The sequence below is a fragment of the Brevibacterium sp. VCM10 genome, from assembly GCF_000583215.1.
GTDB classification, from domain to species: Bacteria; Actinomycetota; Actinomycetes; order Actinomycetales; family Brevibacteriaceae; genus Brevibacterium; species Brevibacterium linens.
Window position 1 is genome coordinate 37,313 of sequence record NZ_JAJB01000014.1, and the last position, 17,525, is coordinate 54,837.

A 17,525-nucleotide genomic window follows, 5' to 3' on the forward strand; every position below is an offset into this window, starting at 1 on the left:
TATCCGGCCCGCCGATTGGGGTGGCTCTTTGTCGGAGACAAGAGTGTGTCATCAAAAAACAGCAAACATCATTGAAAATTAGAAAGAATCTTTTGGTAATCGAACTGTGACATTCATTTCTTCTCTTTGACGGTAGAATAGACACAAGGCATTCACATCGACGTGAAAGGCGGCGAGACCGATGAAGGATCCTCAGGATCCGGGCGACAGCGGCCTCGAGCATGCCTCGAATGGACCAGTCTCCGGTTCGCCCGCGACTTCGGCCGACCCCGCTTCGTCGCCTCAGGTGCCTCTGGTCGGTCCCGACTCACCCCGTCGTCTCGACGTCGACCCTGATTCGCCGATGGCTGTGGTCGTCAGCCTGACTCACTTGAGTACGGGCGTTCGTCTCGCTGAGCTCCAAGCCGTTGCCGGGCTGTTCCTGTCCGATGCACTCGAGAAGCTCCGCTATGCCTTCGGCGACGAGATCTACTACCACGCGACATTCACCGAGACAGTCGGCCGCTTCATCACGGCACGTGATGGGCTGCTGCCCGAAAGGGATGACTTCGTGGACCCCTGGACGTCCACCGGTTTCGTCCTCGAGGGCCGCCCTCTCGACGAGTCTGATGACGCCGCCGTCTCCGCAGGTGCTGCCGCCGACGATGGCGCCGAAGCGGACGATGCATCCGACGGTGGTGCCGACGTCGCTGCCGACGAGGTCGATGAATCGCACTATGCCGCTGAACTGGGCGCCGCTGGAAGCACCGATGATGTTTCCGCAACCGAGGCGAGCATCGTCGATCAGTCGCAGCCTCCGTCGGCGAGTTCGCTTCCGAACTTCCCCAATTTCGGGTTGCACAAATCTTTCAACAGCTGGGTCCACGACCTCGCCACGCGCGAGGAGATCGCCGAGCTGACCACGGTCCTCGGCTCGTCGAGCGACGGTGCCTACAACGAGATCACGAACGCCGTCACACTGGCATTCGGACTGCCGAAGTTCCTGCAGCGCTGCCTGGCCGGTGAGTTCACGATCGAGCACGTGATTGCGGCGACCCGTGCCATCAAAGATGTCGCATTCGAGTATCTGCCGCGCCTTGACGCCTACCTGGGTGACCGCCGTGCCGATATCACCCTGGAGACCTTCAGGAAGTCGCTCAATCTCAAGATCGCGGCGATCGTGCCGGTCGACGACAGGACCGAACTGGCCGAGCAGCGCCGCCGAGTCGACATCATGACCTACCCCGACGGCACCGCCTCGGTGACTCTGTCCGGACCTGCCGTGGAACTCAATGCCTTCTACCTGCGCATCGAAGGTTTCGCCCGAGCGATCCGCAACGGCAACATCTCGGCACTCACCGATGAGAACATCGCCGGCCTCGAAGTCGCCGATCACGACAGCATTGCCGCCCTCATGTTCGATATCGCCACTCGGGCAACCCCGCAGATGACCATCGCCGTGACGGCCCACGACACCACAACCGGTGAGACCACCACCAAGGAAGTCGCGCTCGAGACCGCCGACGACGCGGACCCCGCAGCTCCGATCACTGCAGCCGCGGTCGACCGCACCGCGCAGGCAGCGCAGCGAGAAGCCGAAGAGGCGGCGGGCACCGGCGCCGACGTGAAGACCACCATCAAACTCGTCATGCCCACCCACGGACAGTGGGTCCGAGAGCAGGCCAAGATGATGGTGACGGTTCCGTATCTCACCGCGGTGGGAAAGTCGGAGCTGCCCGGAACATTCTCGGACGGCACACCGGTGCCGCCCGACGCGGCACGGGCACTCGCAGGTGAGAGCCCCACTTGGCACCGGATCCTCACCGATCCCGCTACCGGGACGCCGATCGATGCTCGCTCACGCAGCTACCACATCCCTGCGGACGTGCGCGCGCCCTTGGTCGGCAAATGGCAGTCCTGTTCTGCTCCGGGCTGCACTCGCAGGGCAGAGACGTCGGAAGTCGACCACATCATCCCCTTCGACCATGCCGATCCGGCCCGGGGCGGTCAGACGACGTTCGAGAACCTCCACCCGCTGTGCAAACCCGACCACCAGGCGAAGACCGACCGCCGGTTCTCGGTCCGAATGACCGAGGACGGGGCGGTGGAGTATTCCTTCACTCGTGGTGTCGTCGCACGAATGTATCCGCCGGACAACCCGATCAACGCCGAGCATGCACGTCAGGTGGAGAACTATGACCACCTGCCGAATCGGCTTGACGACCGGAGCCCCGGCACCACGGAACAGCTTCGTGACAACGGCCATCCGAGTCCGGCGGCACGGGGCGAGGACTCGGGGCCATCCCGTCACTCCGAGTCAGGGGACTCCGGACGAGGGGACGAGTGTGCCCCGACTGCCGGAGTCGAGCGTGTGTCGATCGCTGACGCAGGCGAGGCGCCTCGCCGGTCGCAGAAGTCGAAGCCCGGCCGAGGAGCGGAGTGGAACAACTACTGGGACTCCGGGGATCCGCCACCGTTCTGACGGCAGCCGGTTGCGCAAGAGGCCAAGAGGCCCCGGCCGCGCGCCTTCGCAGACGGCGACCGGGGTCCGAACGGTCTTTGCGGTTCCAGCTCTCGTCCTCGTGTCCGACCTCAGTTGCCGTCCTCGGCGATGAGGCGGCGTACGTCGTCCTGGCTGCGGACCTTACCTTTCTGTGCGGCGTCGATGACCTTCTTGTGCTGCTGTTCGGTGACGACGGGAACCTCTTCTCCGTTGCAGTCGATGATCTTGCCGTCCTTGACGGTGTCGCCCTCGGCGAGAACGGGTTCGTTGTCGAGGAGTCGCTGCAGATCTACCTTGCGGATGACGCGCCCGGTGCCGGCCACGAAGACCGACCGGTCCGAGCGATCCTTCGTCTTCACGCCGATGTGGTTGAACACGAGGTTGAGCAGAACTGCCATGAGGGTGGCCGAGGAGATTCCGGAGTGGAGGATGATGCCGACCCAATTCGGGAAGGCGTTGTAGAAATCGGGCTCGACGACCGGGATGATGCCGAAGGCCAGCGAGACCGCCACGATGATCATATTGAGGTTGCCCTCGTACTCGACCTTCGACAACGTGCGAATGCCCGACGCGGCGACCGTGCCGAACAGGACGATTCCCGCTCCGCCGAGTACCGGAGTCGGCACGGCGGCAACGACTCCGCCCATCACGGGCAGCAGGCCGAGAACCACGAGGATCGCACCACCGGCTGTAACGACGAAGCGTGACTTCACGCCCGTGATGGCGACCAGCCCGACGTTCTGTGCGAATGCCGACTGAGTGAAGGAGTTGAAGACCGGCGACACTGCCGATGACAGCATGTCAGCACGCAGACCCGAAGCGATGCGCTTGGAATCGACTTTCGTGTCGACGATCTCTCCGACGGCGATGATGTCCGCGGTCGTCTCGGCGAACGTGACGATGATGACGATGAACATCGAAATGATCGCGGCAGCCGAGAATGTCGGCATGCCGAAGGCGAACGGCTCAGGGAAGGCGAAGACGCCTCGATCGAGCACATGGGAGAAGTCCGCCCACCCGAAGATCAGGCATCCGATGGTGCCGAGCACGATGGCCAGCAGAATCGACAGCTGCGAGATCGCAGCGACGGGAATTCGGCTGAGAATGAGAACGATGGCCAGCGTGGCCACGGCGATGAGGATATTGCGCATGCTGCCGTAGTCAGCGGCCTCGGCGTCCCCGCCCATGGCCCAACCCGCGGCGACCGGCATGAGTGACAGACCGATCGTGGTGATGACGGTGCCGGTGACGACCGGCGGGAAGAACTTCACGATGAGCGCAAATGCCGGGGCCACGATCAGTCCGATCACCGAGGCGACCAGGACTGACCCGAACACCGCAGGCAGGCCTCCGCCGCCGGCCAGAATGGACGTCATCGTCGCGACGCCGGCGAACGAGACACCCTGAACCAGCGGCAGCTGCGAGCCGAAGAACGGCACACCGACCGACTGCAGGATTGTGGCCAGACCGCCCATGAACAGACAGGAGGCGATAAGGAGGCTGATGCCGTTGCCGTCGAGGCCGGCCGCATTGCCGATGATGAGGGGGACCGCGATGATTCCGCCGTACATGGTGAGCACGTGCTGCAACCCGTAGGCGAAGGAGCTGCCGACGGAAAGCCGTTCGTCCTCCGGGCGGGCCTGCTTGCCTTTGACCGCGGTCTTGCGGTCGCCGCTGGGTGATTGATGGGATACCGACATTTATCTCTCCATTGAGTACGTCCTCGGGGCGAAGACCTCACTGTGACTGACCGACCTCAGTGGCCGGTTTGGCGTGCGAGCAGGCATCGATTCGACCGAGGGATCGGTTGCATAATTCCGTTATGCGAAAGGAAATTTCCTTATCGTAAAACTCTAAAGGAATACCATTTGGCCCGCAAGCCATTTTAGTGACCCGTGGCACATGCTAGAGTTCACGGCAGTCGTGTACTCATCCCTCGACAATCTACTGATCGTTCGCTCAGTTCGATGATCTTGAGCTATCGTACCGCTTCACCGACCAGTGGGTACAGTCGGGGACCCCCGATGGGATACCGACCGGCGGAGCAGCAGACGCCGGAAAACCTGAGCTGGTGGCGTCGGCCCCAGTTCTGTCGCCACTGACCAATGGTGCGCGCTCGACGCGCACGGTTCAAGAGTGAAAGGCGACGCGATGATCGACAGCAATGGAACCGGCACACCTTCTGGCGAGAACCCTCCGACAGACCGACTGTGGCTGCGCGATCCGCTGGCCGTCCACCTCGGCGCCGGTGTCGATCCGAACCGGGCCGCGCGGGGAATCGTCGTCGATCGGGCCACCGGGACCATCATCGAACTCGTCCCCGCTGGGGGCGAACCCGCGACATGCGGCGCCGAAGGGACCCCCAGTGCCGGCGTGACCGCTGGTGACGCGACCGACCTCGACATCATCGACGCCTCCGCGCACGTCATCACACCGGGTCTGATCAATACGCATCACCACTTCTATCAGACGCTGACCCGTGCGTGGGCGCCCGTCGCCGACCTGCCGCTGTTCGGGTGGCTGCATAACCTCTACCCGGTGTGGGCCAGGCTGACCCCGCGTGCGCTCGAACTCGCCACGACCGTGGCGATGGCCGAACTCCTCGAATCCGGCTGCACGACCGCGGCCGACCACCACTACCTGTTCCCCACCGGCATGGATGAGGCCATCGACATCCAAGTCGACGTCGTCCGGAGACTCGGCATGCGTGCCATGCTCACCCGCGGATCGATGTCCCTGGGCGAGGAGGACGGCGGACTGCCCCCGCAGCAGACCGTCCAGGATTCGGAAGTCATCCTCGACGATTACCGCCGACTCGTCGAGACCTACCATCAGCGAGGGCCCGGCGCTCAGATCCAGATCGGCTTCGCTCCCTGCTCGCCGTTCTCCGTGACCACCGAGCTCATGCGCGAGTCCGCCGCACTCGCTGCCGAACTCGATGTCCGCCTTCACACCCACCTGGCCGAGACCATCGACGAAGAGGACTTCTGCCGCGAGACATTCGGCCTGCGCACCGTCGACTACCTCGAATCCGTCGGCTGGCTGGGGGAGCGGACCTGGTTGGCGCACGGTGTGCACTTCGACGATTCGGAGGTCGGCCGCCTCGGCGCGGCCGGGGTCTCCGTTGCCCACTGTCCGACCTCGAACATGCGGCTGGCCTCGGGCATCGCTCGCGCCGTCGAACTCGAGGATGCCGGGGTCAACGTCGGACTCGGCGTCGACGGATCCGCGTCGAACGACGCCTCGAACCTCATCCGTGAGGTCCGGCAGGCCCTCTACATCCAACGCCTGCGCTACGGCGCCGAGGCGGTCACCTGCGATCGCGTCCTCGACTGGGCGACGAAGGGATCGGCGGCGGCACTCGGCCGCGACGACCTCGGCACCATCGCCGTCGGCAAGCGGGCCGACCTCGCGATGTTCCGCCTCGACGGCCTCGCATTCTCCGGTTCGCACGACCCGATCCCCGCGCTCGTCCTCTGCGGTGCGGAGAAGGCGGACCGCGTGATGGTCGGCGGTCAGTGGAGGGTCGTCGACGGCCACGCCATCGGCGCGGACGGGCACGCGCTCGACAAGGAGGCCCTCATCGCCGCGCATCAGGAGGAGGCGCGCCGCCTCGTCGCGGGGTGAGGTCCGCGGCGGCTGAGCGGGAGGAGGCGGCCTCCTCGGCGGTCCCTCAGTCCTGAGGTCTGCGGAACACCTCGCGCAGGTGGTCGCCGGTGAGGAAGTCGCCGACGCCGATCATGACCAGGCTGAACACGATCTGCTCGGTGATCATCCAGACCGGATAGAGGCCGGGGATCGCGGCCATGACGAGGGTGATGACGGGGAAGATCTGGGTGAACAGGCGCAGGCGCTGGTACCCCCAATAGAAGCCCTTGGTTGCGCGCCAGAAGAAGTAGAAGAGAGTCACGGTCATGCCGAGGACGACGAGGGTGCGCATCCACACGGCGAACGGCACCGGTTCGCCGGCCCGGGCGATGAGCACTGCGTAGACCACGGCACCGAAGCCGAGCACGAGTTCGAAGACGAGCAGCCAGGTGATCCACGCGAAGGCGCGTTTCGTCTTCGGTTGTTCGAGGCCGCCCGAGGGCACGACGATGCCGGCCTTCCTGCCGCCGGCGAGGCGGTCGATCTTCGCAAGCAGGTTCTCCAGGGCCATGCCACCAGGCTAGCGGGATTGTCGGCTCCGGAGCCGATTTTCGGGCCCTCACGACCCTGTGTGAGGGAACATCAATCGAAAGTTGGGGATGGAGTTCAATCCTGTGGGTCAGGAAACCGCGCCCGCGCGCTGATGAAGTGGAAGCATGAAGAAGATATTCAACGCAGCGTTCACGTACATGATCATCGGTGTCCTCTCGGGACTGTTCTACCGCGAGTTCACCAAGGCCAACGACTTCCCCTCCGGTGAGTTCACGCAGCTCGGGCTCGTCCACACGCACCTGCTCACGCTCGGCTTCATCGTCCTCCTCATCATCCTCGCCCTCGACAAGGTGTTCGGGCTCTCCGGCTCGAAGCTGTTCTCGTGGTTCTTCTGGCTCTACAACATCGGCGTGGTCCTCACTGCGTCGATGATGGTCTGGCACGGCTCGCTCACCGTCCTCGGTGAAGAGTCGAATGCCATGATCGCCGGAATCGCCGGCCTCGGCCACATCGCCCTGTCCGTCAGCCTCGTCCTGTTCTTCCTCGCCCTGCGGAAGAGGGGCGTGGCCGACAAGGGTGCGGCCGACGTCGCCGTATCCGCAGGTGCGGAGGCGACGTCGCTGTCGCGCTGACCGGGACACCGTCGCCGAGGCGGTTCCGCAGCGTCGCTGTCACACGATGATCGGCTGCTGGAGCTCGACGATCCATCCAGCTTGGTCGGAGTTGTCAGCGGTGTTGTCGTCACCGGTCTCGAGGTAGACCTCGCGGCACGGGCCGGTCAGGGAATATCCCTGACTGATTCACCACTCGGAGAGGTGCTGCCAGCTGGCGCCGATGCGGCTCATCGACCCCTCGTGGATGAGAGTCGCCGCAGTGCACGACTTCAGCTCTGTGACCTGCAGACTCTCAATCTCCTGAGCTGACTCCGTGCGATAGCCGCAGGTGACCTCGGTTCCGTGCCCGGCGTCGGAATAGATTCCGACGCCGGCTGCGTGTCGAATCCCCGCCTCGGCGAGGCGGTCGGCAACACTGCCGAACAGCGGTCCGATCTCGGAAGTGTCGAATGGGGGCTCACCGAGAACGACCGTCTGTCCGAGGACTCTCTCGGCAGGCAGTTCTTTGATGATGCAGTCCGGGTGGTTCATGTCAGTCCCTTCAATGAGCGCCATGATTCTGTTGAGGCGCGGCAGCTGCGCCACCGTATAGCTGCGGTGTCCGGTGAACGGGTCGACCGAATCAGGAGCCAACAGATCCACGGACTCATAGTGGCGGAGCATGCGCACCGATACCTGCCCCAGCTGCGCGAATTCACCGATCCTCACGTGCTCTCCTCGTTGCCGTCATCGACAGTCCACCACCTGTCACGGTGTCAGGTTCAAGAGCATTCGTCGCTGGTCTCACCTCTGTTCGAGGAATCCGCGCAGCAGCTTCTCAGTGCCTTCCGCATGCTGTGAGGCGAGATCGGCGGCACGATCAGGGTCCGAGGCGAGTATTGCGTCGACGATCTCTCGGTGCTGATCGCAGGAGTGTTCGACGTTCGTATGGATGAATGGGATCCGATCGAGCAGGGCGTTGACCCGATCGCGAGTGCTTGCCGAGGCGGAGATGAGTGATGGCATGTGCGTGAGTTCGGCGATCATGAGGTGGAATCTGGCATCGAGCACGCGGAACTGTTCGGCGGAGTCGAACACCGTACGGCAATCCGTCTCCGCTGCCGTCAAGGCAGCGACCTCGTTCGGGGAGAGGTCTCGCTCGGCGACGATGCGGGCCGCAGCTGTCTCGAGAACCAAGCGAAACCGGACGGCATCATCGAGCTCGCCGGGGTCGATCCGCTCATCGGTGTCGGCGGACGGCAGTCGGGTCACAAAGGTGCCGCCGTAGCGACCGCGACGGGACGTGACGATGCCCGCAGTCTGAAGCTCGATGAGCGCCTGCCGCAAGGTCGCCCGCGAGACCCGGACCTGGGCGGCGAGTTCGCGCTCGGCCGGCAGTTTGTCGCCGACGAGGTACTTGCCGAGACGGATCGCCCGCAGAAGCTCCGCAATTGTATGTTCGAACACATTTCCGCCGCGCGCATGCTGGCCTCCCGGGCGGGGTTGGCTGCCCGCGGTCCCTGGGCTGCCCGGCTCTTCTGCTTCGTCCAAGTCTGCCTCCTCTCCTGGTCTCGCAACTCAACTCATCTTCGTCGATTCTGCCACTCTCGCGGAAAATCCTTGACAGGTCTCTGTGAGGCAGATTACATTCGTCAGAGTCTAATGGTCTGGTAATGATCCATTGGATGTCCGTTTGACCACGACGAGCTCGACAGTCACGAGAACCCCGAGGGGCAGCCATGAGCAAGAACATCGAATACGGCAATGTCGATGAGCACTACCTCGAGAAGCGACAGCTGAAGAAGGGCGCGGCCGGCTGGATCCTCCTCGCGGGACTCGGCGTCGCCTACGTCATCTCCGGAGACTTCTCCGGCTGGAACCTCGGGTTGGCCGAAGGCGGCTGGGGCGGCCTGCTCATCGCCTTCCTCCTCATGGGACTCATGTATGTGTGCATGGTCTTCGGCCTCGCCGAACTCTCCTCCACTCTGCCGACCGCTGGCGCCGGCTACGGCTTTGCCAGACGGGCGCTCGGCCCGCTGGGCGGATTCGCCACCGGCATGGCGATCCTCATCGAGTACACGATGGCTCCGGCCGCGATCTCGACTTTCATCGCCGGCTACGTCCAGGCGCTGGGCATTCTGCCCGAATCGGTGCCGACCTGGACGATCTACCTAGCCGCTTACGCGATCTTCATCGGGATCCACCTGTGGGGCGTCGGCGAGGCGCTGAGGCTGATGTTCGTCATCACCGCCGTCGCAGTCATCGCTCTCGTCGTCTTCGTCGTCACCGCCGTCGGCCACTTCGATGCGAGCAACCTCTTCGACATCGAGCCCACCGGCGCCCTCGGGGCATCGGCATTCATGCCGATGGGCATCTCCGGCCTACTCGCCTCCCTCGTCTTCGGAATCTGGTTCTTCCTCGCTGTCGAAGGGGTGCCGCTGGCCGCCGAGGAATCGGCGAACCCGAAGAAGGACATGCCGCGCGGAATCATCACCGCCATGGCCGTCCTCGTCGTCTTCGGCGCACTCATGCTCCTCCTCGTCCCCGGCATCGCAGGCGCCTCGGCGATGGGGGCCTCGGACAATCCGCTGCCCGAGGCGCTGCGCACGATCTACGGTGAGAATTCGGTGATGGCGACTTTCGTCAACTGGGCGGGTCTGGCCGGACTCATCGCGAGCTTCTTCTCGATCATCTTCGCCTACTCACGTCAGCTCTTCGCGCTCTCACGCGCCGGCTACCTGCCCAAGTGGCTGTCCCTGACGGGCAAGCGCAAGACTCCGGTCCTCGCCCTCATCGTCCCCGGCACGATCGGCTTCATCCTGGCGATCGCCGTCGACGGCAACGGGGGAGTCCTCCTCAACGTCGCAGTATTCGGGGCGACGGTCTCCTATGTCCTGCTCAACCTCTCCCACATCCGCCTGCGCTTCAAGGAACCCGACCTGCCCCGCGGGTACCGCACCCCCGGCGGCGTCGTGACCACCTCGACCGCCCTCGTGCTCGCCTCAGTGGCTGTCGTCGCCACCTTCTTCGTCGACATCCTCGCCGCCGGAATCGCCGCCGGAGTCTTCCTCATCGCGCTCGCCTACTTCTGGTTCTACTCCCGCCACCACCTGGTCGCGAGCGCCCCGGAAGAGGAGTTCGCACAGATCGAAGCCGCCGAGAAAGACCTCAAATAGTCCGTGAGACCCACCGTGCACCGCCCACCATCCCACCCCTTCCAGCAAAGGACCGACGCATGACCGAGATTCCGGTACCCACTTCGCCCACCTCGCCGCAGAGAACCTCCCACGGGTCGATCCAGGCCGAACCACTCACCGTCGACGAGCTCCGCCGGCTCGCCGCCGCGGGCACGATCGACACCGTGGTTGTGGCCATCACCGATCACATGGGTCGCCTGCAGGGCAAGAGGCTCGGCGTGCAGTTCTTCCTCGAAGACGTCATGGACCACGGCTCCGAATGCTGCAACTACCTGCTCGCCGTCGACGTCGACATGGACACCGTCGACGGCTACGAGGTCTCGTCCTGGGAGACCGGCTACGGCGACATGGTGATGAAGCCCGACCTCGCGACCCTGCGCCTCCTGCCCTGGCAACCGGGAAGCGCGATGGTCAACTGCGACCTCCTGACGACCACCGGCGCCGAGGTGGCGCCTTCCCCACGTCAGATCCTCAAGCGCCAGCTCGCCCGCCTTGCCGACCATGGGCTGAGTGCCCATGTCGGCACCGAACTCGAGTTCATCACCTTCGATTCGAGCTATGAGGAGGCCTTCGCCTCGAAGTACACCGAGGTCACGCCCTCGAACCAGTACAACGTCGACTACTCCCTCCTCGGCACCGCCCGGGTTGAACCGCTGCTGCGCGATATCCGCAATTCGATGGCCGGCGCAGGGCTCTTCGTCGAAGGGGCGAAGGGCGAATGCAACTTCGGCCAGCATGAGATCACGTTCCGCTACCAGCCCGCGCTCAAGGCCTGCGACGACCATGCGGTGTACAAGAACGGAGCGAAGGAGATCGCGGCCCAGCACGGGAAGTCGATCACTTTCATGGCCAAGTACGACCAGAAGGAAGGCTCCTCATGCCACATTCACCTGAGTTTCCGTTCGACTGACGGCGACATGGTCATGGCCGGAGACCGCGAGCACGGGTTCTCCACTCTCATGGAGCGGTTCATCGCCGGGCAGCTCGCCTGCATCGAGGACTTCACGTACTTCTTCGCACCGAATATCAACTCCTACAAGCGCTTCGTCGAAGGTTCGTTCGCCCCGACCGCGGTCGCCTGGGGCTTCGACAACCGCACCTGCGCCTTCCGCGTCGTCGGCTCGGGGCCCTCCCTGCGCGTGGAATGCCGGGTCGGCGGGGCCGATCTCAACCCGTACCTCGCCACCGCGGCTCTCATCGCGGCGGGACTCCACGGGATCGAAAAGGGCCTCGAACTGCCCGCGATCACGGAAGGCAACGCCTACACCGCAGGTGCCTCCCGACTGCCCACCACACTCCAGGGTGCCCGCGACCGGTTGGAGGATTCGCAGATCGCCGAGGATGCGTTCGGCGACTATGTCGTCCGCCACTACGTCCATGCGGCCGACATCGAACTCGAGGCCTACAACGCGACTGTCACCGACTGGGAGAGGCTCCGTGGCTTCGAACGACTCTGACCCCGTCATCGCCATCAGCTGCTATATGCAGCGAGCCCAGTGGGGCGTCTGGGACACCGAGGCAGCGCTCATCCCGGGCGACTATGTGCGCATGGTCGCCGCGAGCGGCGGGATCCCCGTGCTCCTGCCGCCCCACGGCATGACCCCGGCCATCCTCGACCGCGTTGATGGTCTCCTGCTCGCCGGGGGCGCCGATGTCGGCGCGGAGGAGTACGGTCAGGATCCGCACGAGGCGACCGTGTCCCATCCGTTCCGCGACTCGAGCGAGATGATGCTCCTGGCGGCCGCGCGGCAGCGCAGCCTGCCTGTGCTCGGCATCTGCCGTGGGATGCAGGTTATCAACGTCGCCGACGGAGGAACCCTGATCCAGCATCTGCCGGAGTCGCTCGGACATACCGACTATCAGCCGGCACCCGGCGTCTACGGCGAGGTCACGGTAACCACGGAAGCCGGGTCACTGGCCAGGGAGATCCTCGGCGAAGCGACCATCGCACCCTGCTATCACCATCAGGGGATCGACCGCCTCGGCGCAGGTCTGCGGGCGACCGGACGCAGTCCCGAGGGACTCGTCGAGACCATCGAACCGGACCCGGCTGTGAATCAGACAGGAGATCCGGCTGACGGGGGATGGCTCTTCGCCGTCCAATGGCATCCAGAACACGACCCCGATGACGACCGAGTCGTCCGTGCCCTCGTTCAAGCAGCACGACGACACGTGACAGGCAGAGGAACAAGGAGAGCACCGAATTGAGCACTTACACGGTCATCAACCCGGCGACGGAAGAGCCGATCGCCGACATCGAACTCGCCGACATCGAACAGACGGACCGGGCGATCGAGAAGGCGGCGCGTGCCTTTGAGACCTGGCGTGCCGTCGCTCCCGCCGATCGCGCGAGGCTCCTGCGGCGCTTTGCCGACAAAGTCGACGCGGCCAACGAAGAGCTCGCGCGGCTTGAGGTCGCCAACGCCGGACACACGATCGGGAACGCCCGATGGGAGGCCGGCAACGTCCGCGATGTCCTCGAATACTATGCGGCGGTGCCGGAGAGGCTCTTCGGGCGGCAGATCCCTGTCGATGGGGGAGTGAACATCACCTTCGCCGAACCGCTCGGCGTCGTCGGCGTCATCGTCCCCTGGAACTTTCCGATGCCGATCGCCGGGTGGGGCTTCGCTCCTGCCCTGGCAGCCGGGAACACCGTGGTTCTCAAACCCGCCGAGATCACGCCGCTGACCGCGATCCGCATCGGCGAGCTCGCCATCGAAGCAGGCCTGCCCGAGGGCGTTCTGCAGATCATCCCCGGCAAGGGATCGATCGTCGGGGAGCGCTTCGTCACCCACCAGGCTGTGCGCAAGGTCGTGTTCACCGGATCCACCGAGGTGGGCAAGCGGATCATGGCCGGCTGTGCAGCGCAGGTGAAGAACCTCACTCTCGAACTCGGCGGGAAGAACGCGAACATCGTCTTCGACGACGCCGATGTCGCCGATGCCGCAGCCGCCGCCCCGGGCGGTGTCTTCGACAACTCCGGCCAGGACTGCTGCTCCCGATCCAGGCTGCTCGTCCAGCGCGGGATCTACGACGACTTCATGGCCGCACTCGAATCCTCCGTCGGGTCCTTCGCCTGTGCGGACCCGAGCCGCGAGGACACGGACATGGGTCCGCTGGTGACCGCAGCGCACCGGGATAAGGTCGCTGGCTATGTGGCTGCCGCCGAGGTGGCCTTTACCGGCTCTGCGCCCGCCGGCCCGGGCTTCTGGTTTCCGCCGACGGTGCTCACCCCGCCGGACACGGCAGCCGCGGACTTCCGGGAGGAGATCTTCGGCCCCGTTCTCTCTGTCGTCCCCTTCGACACCGAAGCGGATGCCCTGCGCATCGCCAACGACACCGAATACGGACTCTCCGGCTCGATCTGGACGAACGATCTCGACCGGGCGATGCGGGTATCCCGCGGCGTCGAGGCCGGCAATCTGTCGGTGAATTCGCACGCATCGGTCCGCTATTCGACACCCTTCGGCGGGTTCAAGCAGTCGGGACTCGGCCGCGAACTCGGTCCCGACGCGGTGTCCGCATTCACCGAGGTCAAGAACGTCTTCTTCGCGACCAGGCCGGCGGGTTGACCTCGCCGGCGGCATCGGCGCGCTGACTTCATCCCTCTCAACACACCCATCACGACATCAGGAGAATCATGACCACTGCAGCAACACGACTGACAGACAAGATCTGCGTCATCACCGGCGGAGCCTCAGGCATCGGACTGGCCAGCGCCCGCCGGTTGACCGAAGAAGGTGCGAAGGTCGTCATCGGCGATCTCGACGAGGTGCGTGGACCGGAGGTCGCCGATGAGCTCGGCGGGCTCTTCGTCCGCGTCAACGTCGCCGACGAGGAGGATGTGAAGAACCTCTTCGCGCGCACCGTCGAGCACTACGGTCGCGTCGACGTCGCCTTCAACAACGCCGGCATCAATCCGACCGATGACAACTCGATCCTCACCACTGACATCGCCGCCTGGTCGAAGGTGCAGACGGTGAATCTCACGTCCGTGTACCTGTGCAGCAAGTACGCGCTCGAGCAGATGGTCAAGCAGGGCTCGGGGTCGGTCATCAATACGGCCTCCTTCGTCGCACTGATGGGCGCGGCGACCTCTCAGATCTCGTACTCGGCGTCGAAGGGCGGGGTGCTGTCGATGAGCCGTGAGCTCGGAGTCCAGTTCGCGAAGGACGGCATCCGGGTCAACGCCCTGTGCCCAGGGCCGGTGAACACACCGCTGCTGCGTGAGCTCTTCGCCTCGGACCCGGAGCAGGCGCAGCGCAGGCTTGTCCACTGTCCCGGAGGACGGTTCGCCGAACCCGAGGAGATCGCCGCCGCCGTGGCCTTCCTCGCCAGCGATGACTCCTCTTTCGTCAACGCCTCGTCCTTCACCGTCGATGGAGGAATCTCATCGGCCTACGTCACCGCGGAGTGAGCTCACCGCCGAGGCGGGGCTCGGGCCCGATATCGGTGACCCGTCCGTCGAGTGACAATGGTGCCATGAGCAGTGAGTCCCAGCGCCGGGTGCGCATCCTCGCCATCGAGCACGAACGCGGTACCGGGCCCGAGCGGTTCGGGAAGTGGCTGGAAGAAGCCGGCGCCGAGGTGGTGGTGACCCGGCCCTACCTCGGCGAGGTGATCCCGGAGCTCGGTGCGTTCGACGCCCTCATCGTCCTCGGCGGGTCCGCAGGACCCACCGAGGACGCCGAGAACCCCTGGTTCCCCGAGGTCCGTGACCTGCTTCGCCGGTCGATCGGCGGGGAGTTCCCGAGCCTCAACATCTGCCTCGGCGGGGAGATGCTTGCCGTGACAGGCGATGCTCCGATCATCCGGCGGGCGCACCCGCAGATCGGGATCTACGAACTGGGTGCCACCTCGGTGGGGGAATCCGACCCTGTGTTCGGCCCACTGGCCGGCGGAGGGTCAACCGGTGCTGGGTCGACTGAAGGAGAGTCGCTGCCGTCCGTGCTCTTCCACCAGGAGGAGATGGCGCTGCCGACCGGAGCCGAACTCCTCATCACCGGCTCCGATGCCCCGGTCCAGGCCTTCCGCCTCGGCGAATTCGCGTGGGGCACCCAGTTCCATCCGGAAACCGATGCCACGCAGATCTCCCGGTGGCTGAACGGCAACGACCTGGCCCTGCCGGCCGGCAAGACCGAGGACTCGATCATCGCCGAGGTCGAGGCTCACGATTCCGCACTCGTCGACAACGGGAAGCGGCTGGCTCGGTCGTTCGTCGCATTTCTCGAAGGCCGACGTGCGGCCGAGGCGTCCAGGCCAGATGAGCCCTTCAGCATGTGAGAAGCATGTGAACAAGGCGCTTTATCTGAGCGAAAGCTGAAAATCAGTCCGGCGATTGTTACGTTGATCACGGGTGCCGGTCCCGGACCAATCCTCCGGACGAAACGCAACTTCGCGCCCGCAGATATGACTTCACTAACCGAACATCTCGCCCAGGCCGCCACCGAGGCCGACCTCGCCGCCGCCGGCGTCGACGAGGCCATCGAATCCTTCCTCGGTCCCGCGGCACAGGCCTTCAGCAGCATCGTCTTCTTCGAGCTCCAGATCGGCTCGATCGGCATCCCGCTCATCGTCGTCTGGCTCATGGCTGCAGCCGTTTTCCTCACCGTCTACCTCCGCTTCCAGCCGCTCACCGGCCTCCGCTACTCCGTCGACATCATCCGCGGTCGCTTCACCCGCAAGACCGACCCGGGCCAGGTCTCGAGCTTCCAAGCGCTCGCCACCGAGCTCTCGGGCACCGTCGGGTTGGGCAATATCGCAGGCGTGGCCGTGGCGATCACCATCGGCGGCCCCGGTGCCGCCCTGTGGATCATCATCTTCGGCTTCTTCGCCATGACCGTGAAGATGGCCGAGGCGACCCTCGGCGTGAAATACCGGCAGATCAACGAGGACGGCACCGTCTCCGGCGGTCCCATGTACTACCTGCGGGCCGGGCTGGCCGAGGTCGGTCGGCCCAAGCTCGGGAAGTTCCTCGCCGGGTTCTATGCTCTCACTGCCGTGCTCGGCGTCATCGGCGCCGGCAACTTGTTCCAGGCGAACCAGGCGGCCGCGATCATCGTTCAGGCCACCGGCAGCGACGACAGCTTCTTCGCCGACAAGCTCTGGCTCATCGGCGCGATCATCGCTGCGCTCACCGCCCTGGTCATCCTCGGCGGGATCAAGAAGATCGGACAGTGGACGTCGAGGCTGACTCCGCTCATGGCGATCCTCTACTTCGTCTCGATCATCGTCATCCTCATCCTCAACGCCGGGCAGATCCCACACGCCTTCGCACTCATGTTCACCGGAGCCTTCAGCTCCAGCGGAGTCGCCGGTGGCGCCGTGGGTGTGGCGATCGTCGGCATCCAGCGTGCGCTGTTCTCCAACGCCGCCGGAATCGGCTCGGCAGGCATGGCCCACGCCGCCTCGAAGACGACGAAGCCGGCCACCGAAGGATTCGTGGCGATGTGGGAGCCGCTCATCGACTCCGTCATCATCTGCACCCTGACCTCGCTGGCCATCATCACCACCGGTCTCTACACCGAAAGCACCGAGGACGGAATCGGCCTGACCGCGCAGGCCTTCGGTGAGGTGTCGAGCTGGTTCCCCTACCTGCTCACGATCGCCGTCGTGCTCTTCGCCTTCTCGACGATCCTCGCCTACGGCTACTACGGGCAGCAGGCGCTGGGTTACCTGACGAAGAACTCGAAGGCCGCAGACAAGGCCTACCAGATCTTCTGGATCCTCGCCGTCGTCGTCGGCGCCTCGATGTCGCTGGACTCGGTCATCGCCTTCTCCGACGCGATCTTCTTCCTCATGGCCTTCCCGAACCTGCTCGGCATCTACTTCCTTGCCCGCATCCTCCGCCTCGAGATCCTGCGGCTGCGTAAGAAGATCGACGCCGGTGTGATGAAGGAGATCACCCCTGTCGAACTCCAAGTCGGAATGGGCGATCACGAACCCACACCGGAGCAGATCAGGGCTGCCGAGGCGGGACGCAGGCGCAAACGCGACAAGCTGCGCGAGGTGCGGGACACCCTGCGTCGGAAGAAGCAGGAACGCAAGAAGGCCGCGGACTGAGTCCGCGGCCTTCGGGCCCTTCCGTCTGGGCTGAGCCCGACCCCATCGGGT

The 17,525-nt window shown here is 64.8% G+C and carries 14 protein-coding genes; 10 read left to right on the plus strand and 4 right to left on the minus strand.

Annotated features, from left to right (window positions below; translation table 11 throughout):
• The first annotated feature begins 370 nt into the window (after nucleotides 1-370).
• Entirely contained in the window at nucleotides 371-2,461 is a 2,091-nt protein-coding gene (locus AD89_RS0103470) for an HNH endonuclease signature motif containing protein (protein WP_231488402.1), read from the plus strand.
• Between the two features lie 110 nt (nucleotides 2,462-2,571).
• On the opposite strand, the gene AD89_RS0103475 is transcribed toward AD89_RS0103470, so the two are convergent.
• Complete coding sequence (locus AD89_RS0103475) at nucleotides 2,572-4,182, minus strand: nucleobase:cation symporter-2 family protein (RefSeq protein ID WP_025777216.1); 1,611 nt, start codon at nucleotides 4,180-4,182, stop codon at nucleotides 2,572-2,574.
• A 451-nt stretch (nucleotides 4,183-4,633) separates the two neighbouring features.
• Between AD89_RS0103475 and AD89_RS0103480 the strand changes: the two genes are divergently transcribed.
• Nucleotides 4,634-6,109: an 8-oxoguanine deaminase gene (locus AD89_RS0103480; protein ID WP_025777217.1), complete on the plus strand. Its 1,476-nt coding sequence runs from the start codon at nucleotides 4,634-4,636 to the stop codon at nucleotides 6,107-6,109.
• Nucleotides 6,110-6,155: 46 nt separating this feature from the next.
• Here AD89_RS0103480 and AD89_RS0103485 read toward each other — a convergent pair whose 3' ends face one another.
• On the minus strand, nucleotides 6,156-6,641 hold the full coding sequence (locus AD89_RS0103485) for a hypothetical protein (protein ID WP_025777218.1): 486 nt from the start codon (nucleotides 6,639-6,641) through the stop codon (nucleotides 6,156-6,158).
• A gap of 145 nt (nucleotides 6,642-6,786) precedes the next feature.
• On the opposite strand from AD89_RS0103485, the gene AD89_RS0103490 reads away from it, so the two are divergent.
• The gene (locus tag AD89_RS0103490; RefSeq protein WP_025777219.1) at nucleotides 6,787-7,254 is read left to right on the plus strand and encodes a DUF2871 domain-containing protein; all 468 of its coding nucleotides are present in this window, start codon (nucleotides 6,787-6,789) and stop codon (nucleotides 7,252-7,254) included.
• A gap of 168 nt (nucleotides 7,255-7,422) precedes the next feature.
• Here AD89_RS0103490 and AD89_RS0103495 read toward each other — a convergent pair whose 3' ends face one another.
• Both AD89_RS0103495 and AD89_RS0103500 read right to left on the minus strand, forming a co-directional pair.
• Nucleotides 7,423-7,944 carry a MerR family transcriptional regulator gene (locus AD89_RS0103495; protein ID WP_025777220.1) on the minus strand — a complete coding sequence of 174 codons (522 nt, stop codon included), beginning with the start codon at nucleotides 7,942-7,944 and terminating at the stop codon, nucleotides 7,423-7,425.
• A gap of 75 nt (nucleotides 7,945-8,019) precedes the next feature.
• Nucleotides 8,020-8,682 (minus strand): FadR/GntR family transcriptional regulator, encoded by a 663-nt coding sequence (locus AD89_RS0103500; RefSeq protein ID WP_025777221.1) that lies wholly within the window; start codon nucleotides 8,680-8,682, stop codon nucleotides 8,020-8,022.
• Nucleotides 8,683-8,954: 272 nt separating this feature from the next.
• On the opposite strand from AD89_RS0103500, the gene eat reads away from it, so the two are divergent.
• From eat to AD89_RS0103535, 7 genes are all read left to right on the plus strand, one after another.
• Nucleotides 8,955-10,391: an ethanolamine permease gene (eat, locus tag AD89_RS0103505; RefSeq protein WP_025777222.1), complete on the plus strand. Its 1,437-nt coding sequence runs from the start codon at nucleotides 8,955-8,957 to the stop codon at nucleotides 10,389-10,391.
• Between the two features lie 59 nt (nucleotides 10,392-10,450).
• Nucleotides 10,451-11,869 carry a glutamine synthetase family protein gene (locus AD89_RS0103510; RefSeq protein WP_025777223.1) on the plus strand — a complete coding sequence of 473 codons (1,419 nt, stop codon included), beginning with the start codon at nucleotides 10,451-10,453 and terminating at the stop codon, nucleotides 11,867-11,869.
• Nucleotides 11,850-12,620 carry a gamma-glutamyl-gamma-aminobutyrate hydrolase family protein gene (locus tag AD89_RS0103515; RefSeq protein WP_025777224.1) on the plus strand — a complete coding sequence of 257 codons (771 nt, stop codon included), beginning with the start codon at nucleotides 11,850-11,852 and terminating at the stop codon, nucleotides 12,618-12,620. Before AD89_RS0103510 ends, AD89_RS0103515 begins: the two co-directional genes overlap by 20 nt.
• Nucleotides 12,617-13,984, plus strand: coding sequence for an aldehyde dehydrogenase family protein (locus AD89_RS0103520; protein WP_025777225.1), 1,368 nt, complete (start codon nucleotides 12,617-12,619; stop codon nucleotides 13,982-13,984). The genes AD89_RS0103515 and AD89_RS0103520 overlap by 4 nt, the downstream gene beginning before the upstream one ends.
• A 68-nt stretch (nucleotides 13,985-14,052) precedes the next feature.
• Nucleotides 14,053-14,829, plus strand: coding sequence for a 3-oxoacyl-ACP reductase (locus AD89_RS0103525; RefSeq protein ID WP_025777226.1), 777 nt, complete (start codon nucleotides 14,053-14,055; stop codon nucleotides 14,827-14,829).
• Nucleotides 14,830-14,894: 65 nt separating this feature from the next.
• Nucleotides 14,895-15,695: a type 1 glutamine amidotransferase gene (locus tag AD89_RS0103530; RefSeq protein ID WP_025777227.1), complete on the plus strand. Its 801-nt coding sequence runs from the start codon at nucleotides 14,895-14,897 to the stop codon at nucleotides 15,693-15,695.
• Nucleotides 15,696-15,821: 126 nt separating this feature from the next.
• A complete protein-coding gene (locus AD89_RS0103535) occupies nucleotides 15,822-17,474 on the plus strand; it encodes an alanine/glycine:cation symporter family protein (protein ID WP_025777228.1) in 1,653 nt (550 codons plus the stop codon).
• Nucleotides 17,475-17,525 lie beyond the last annotated feature (51 nt).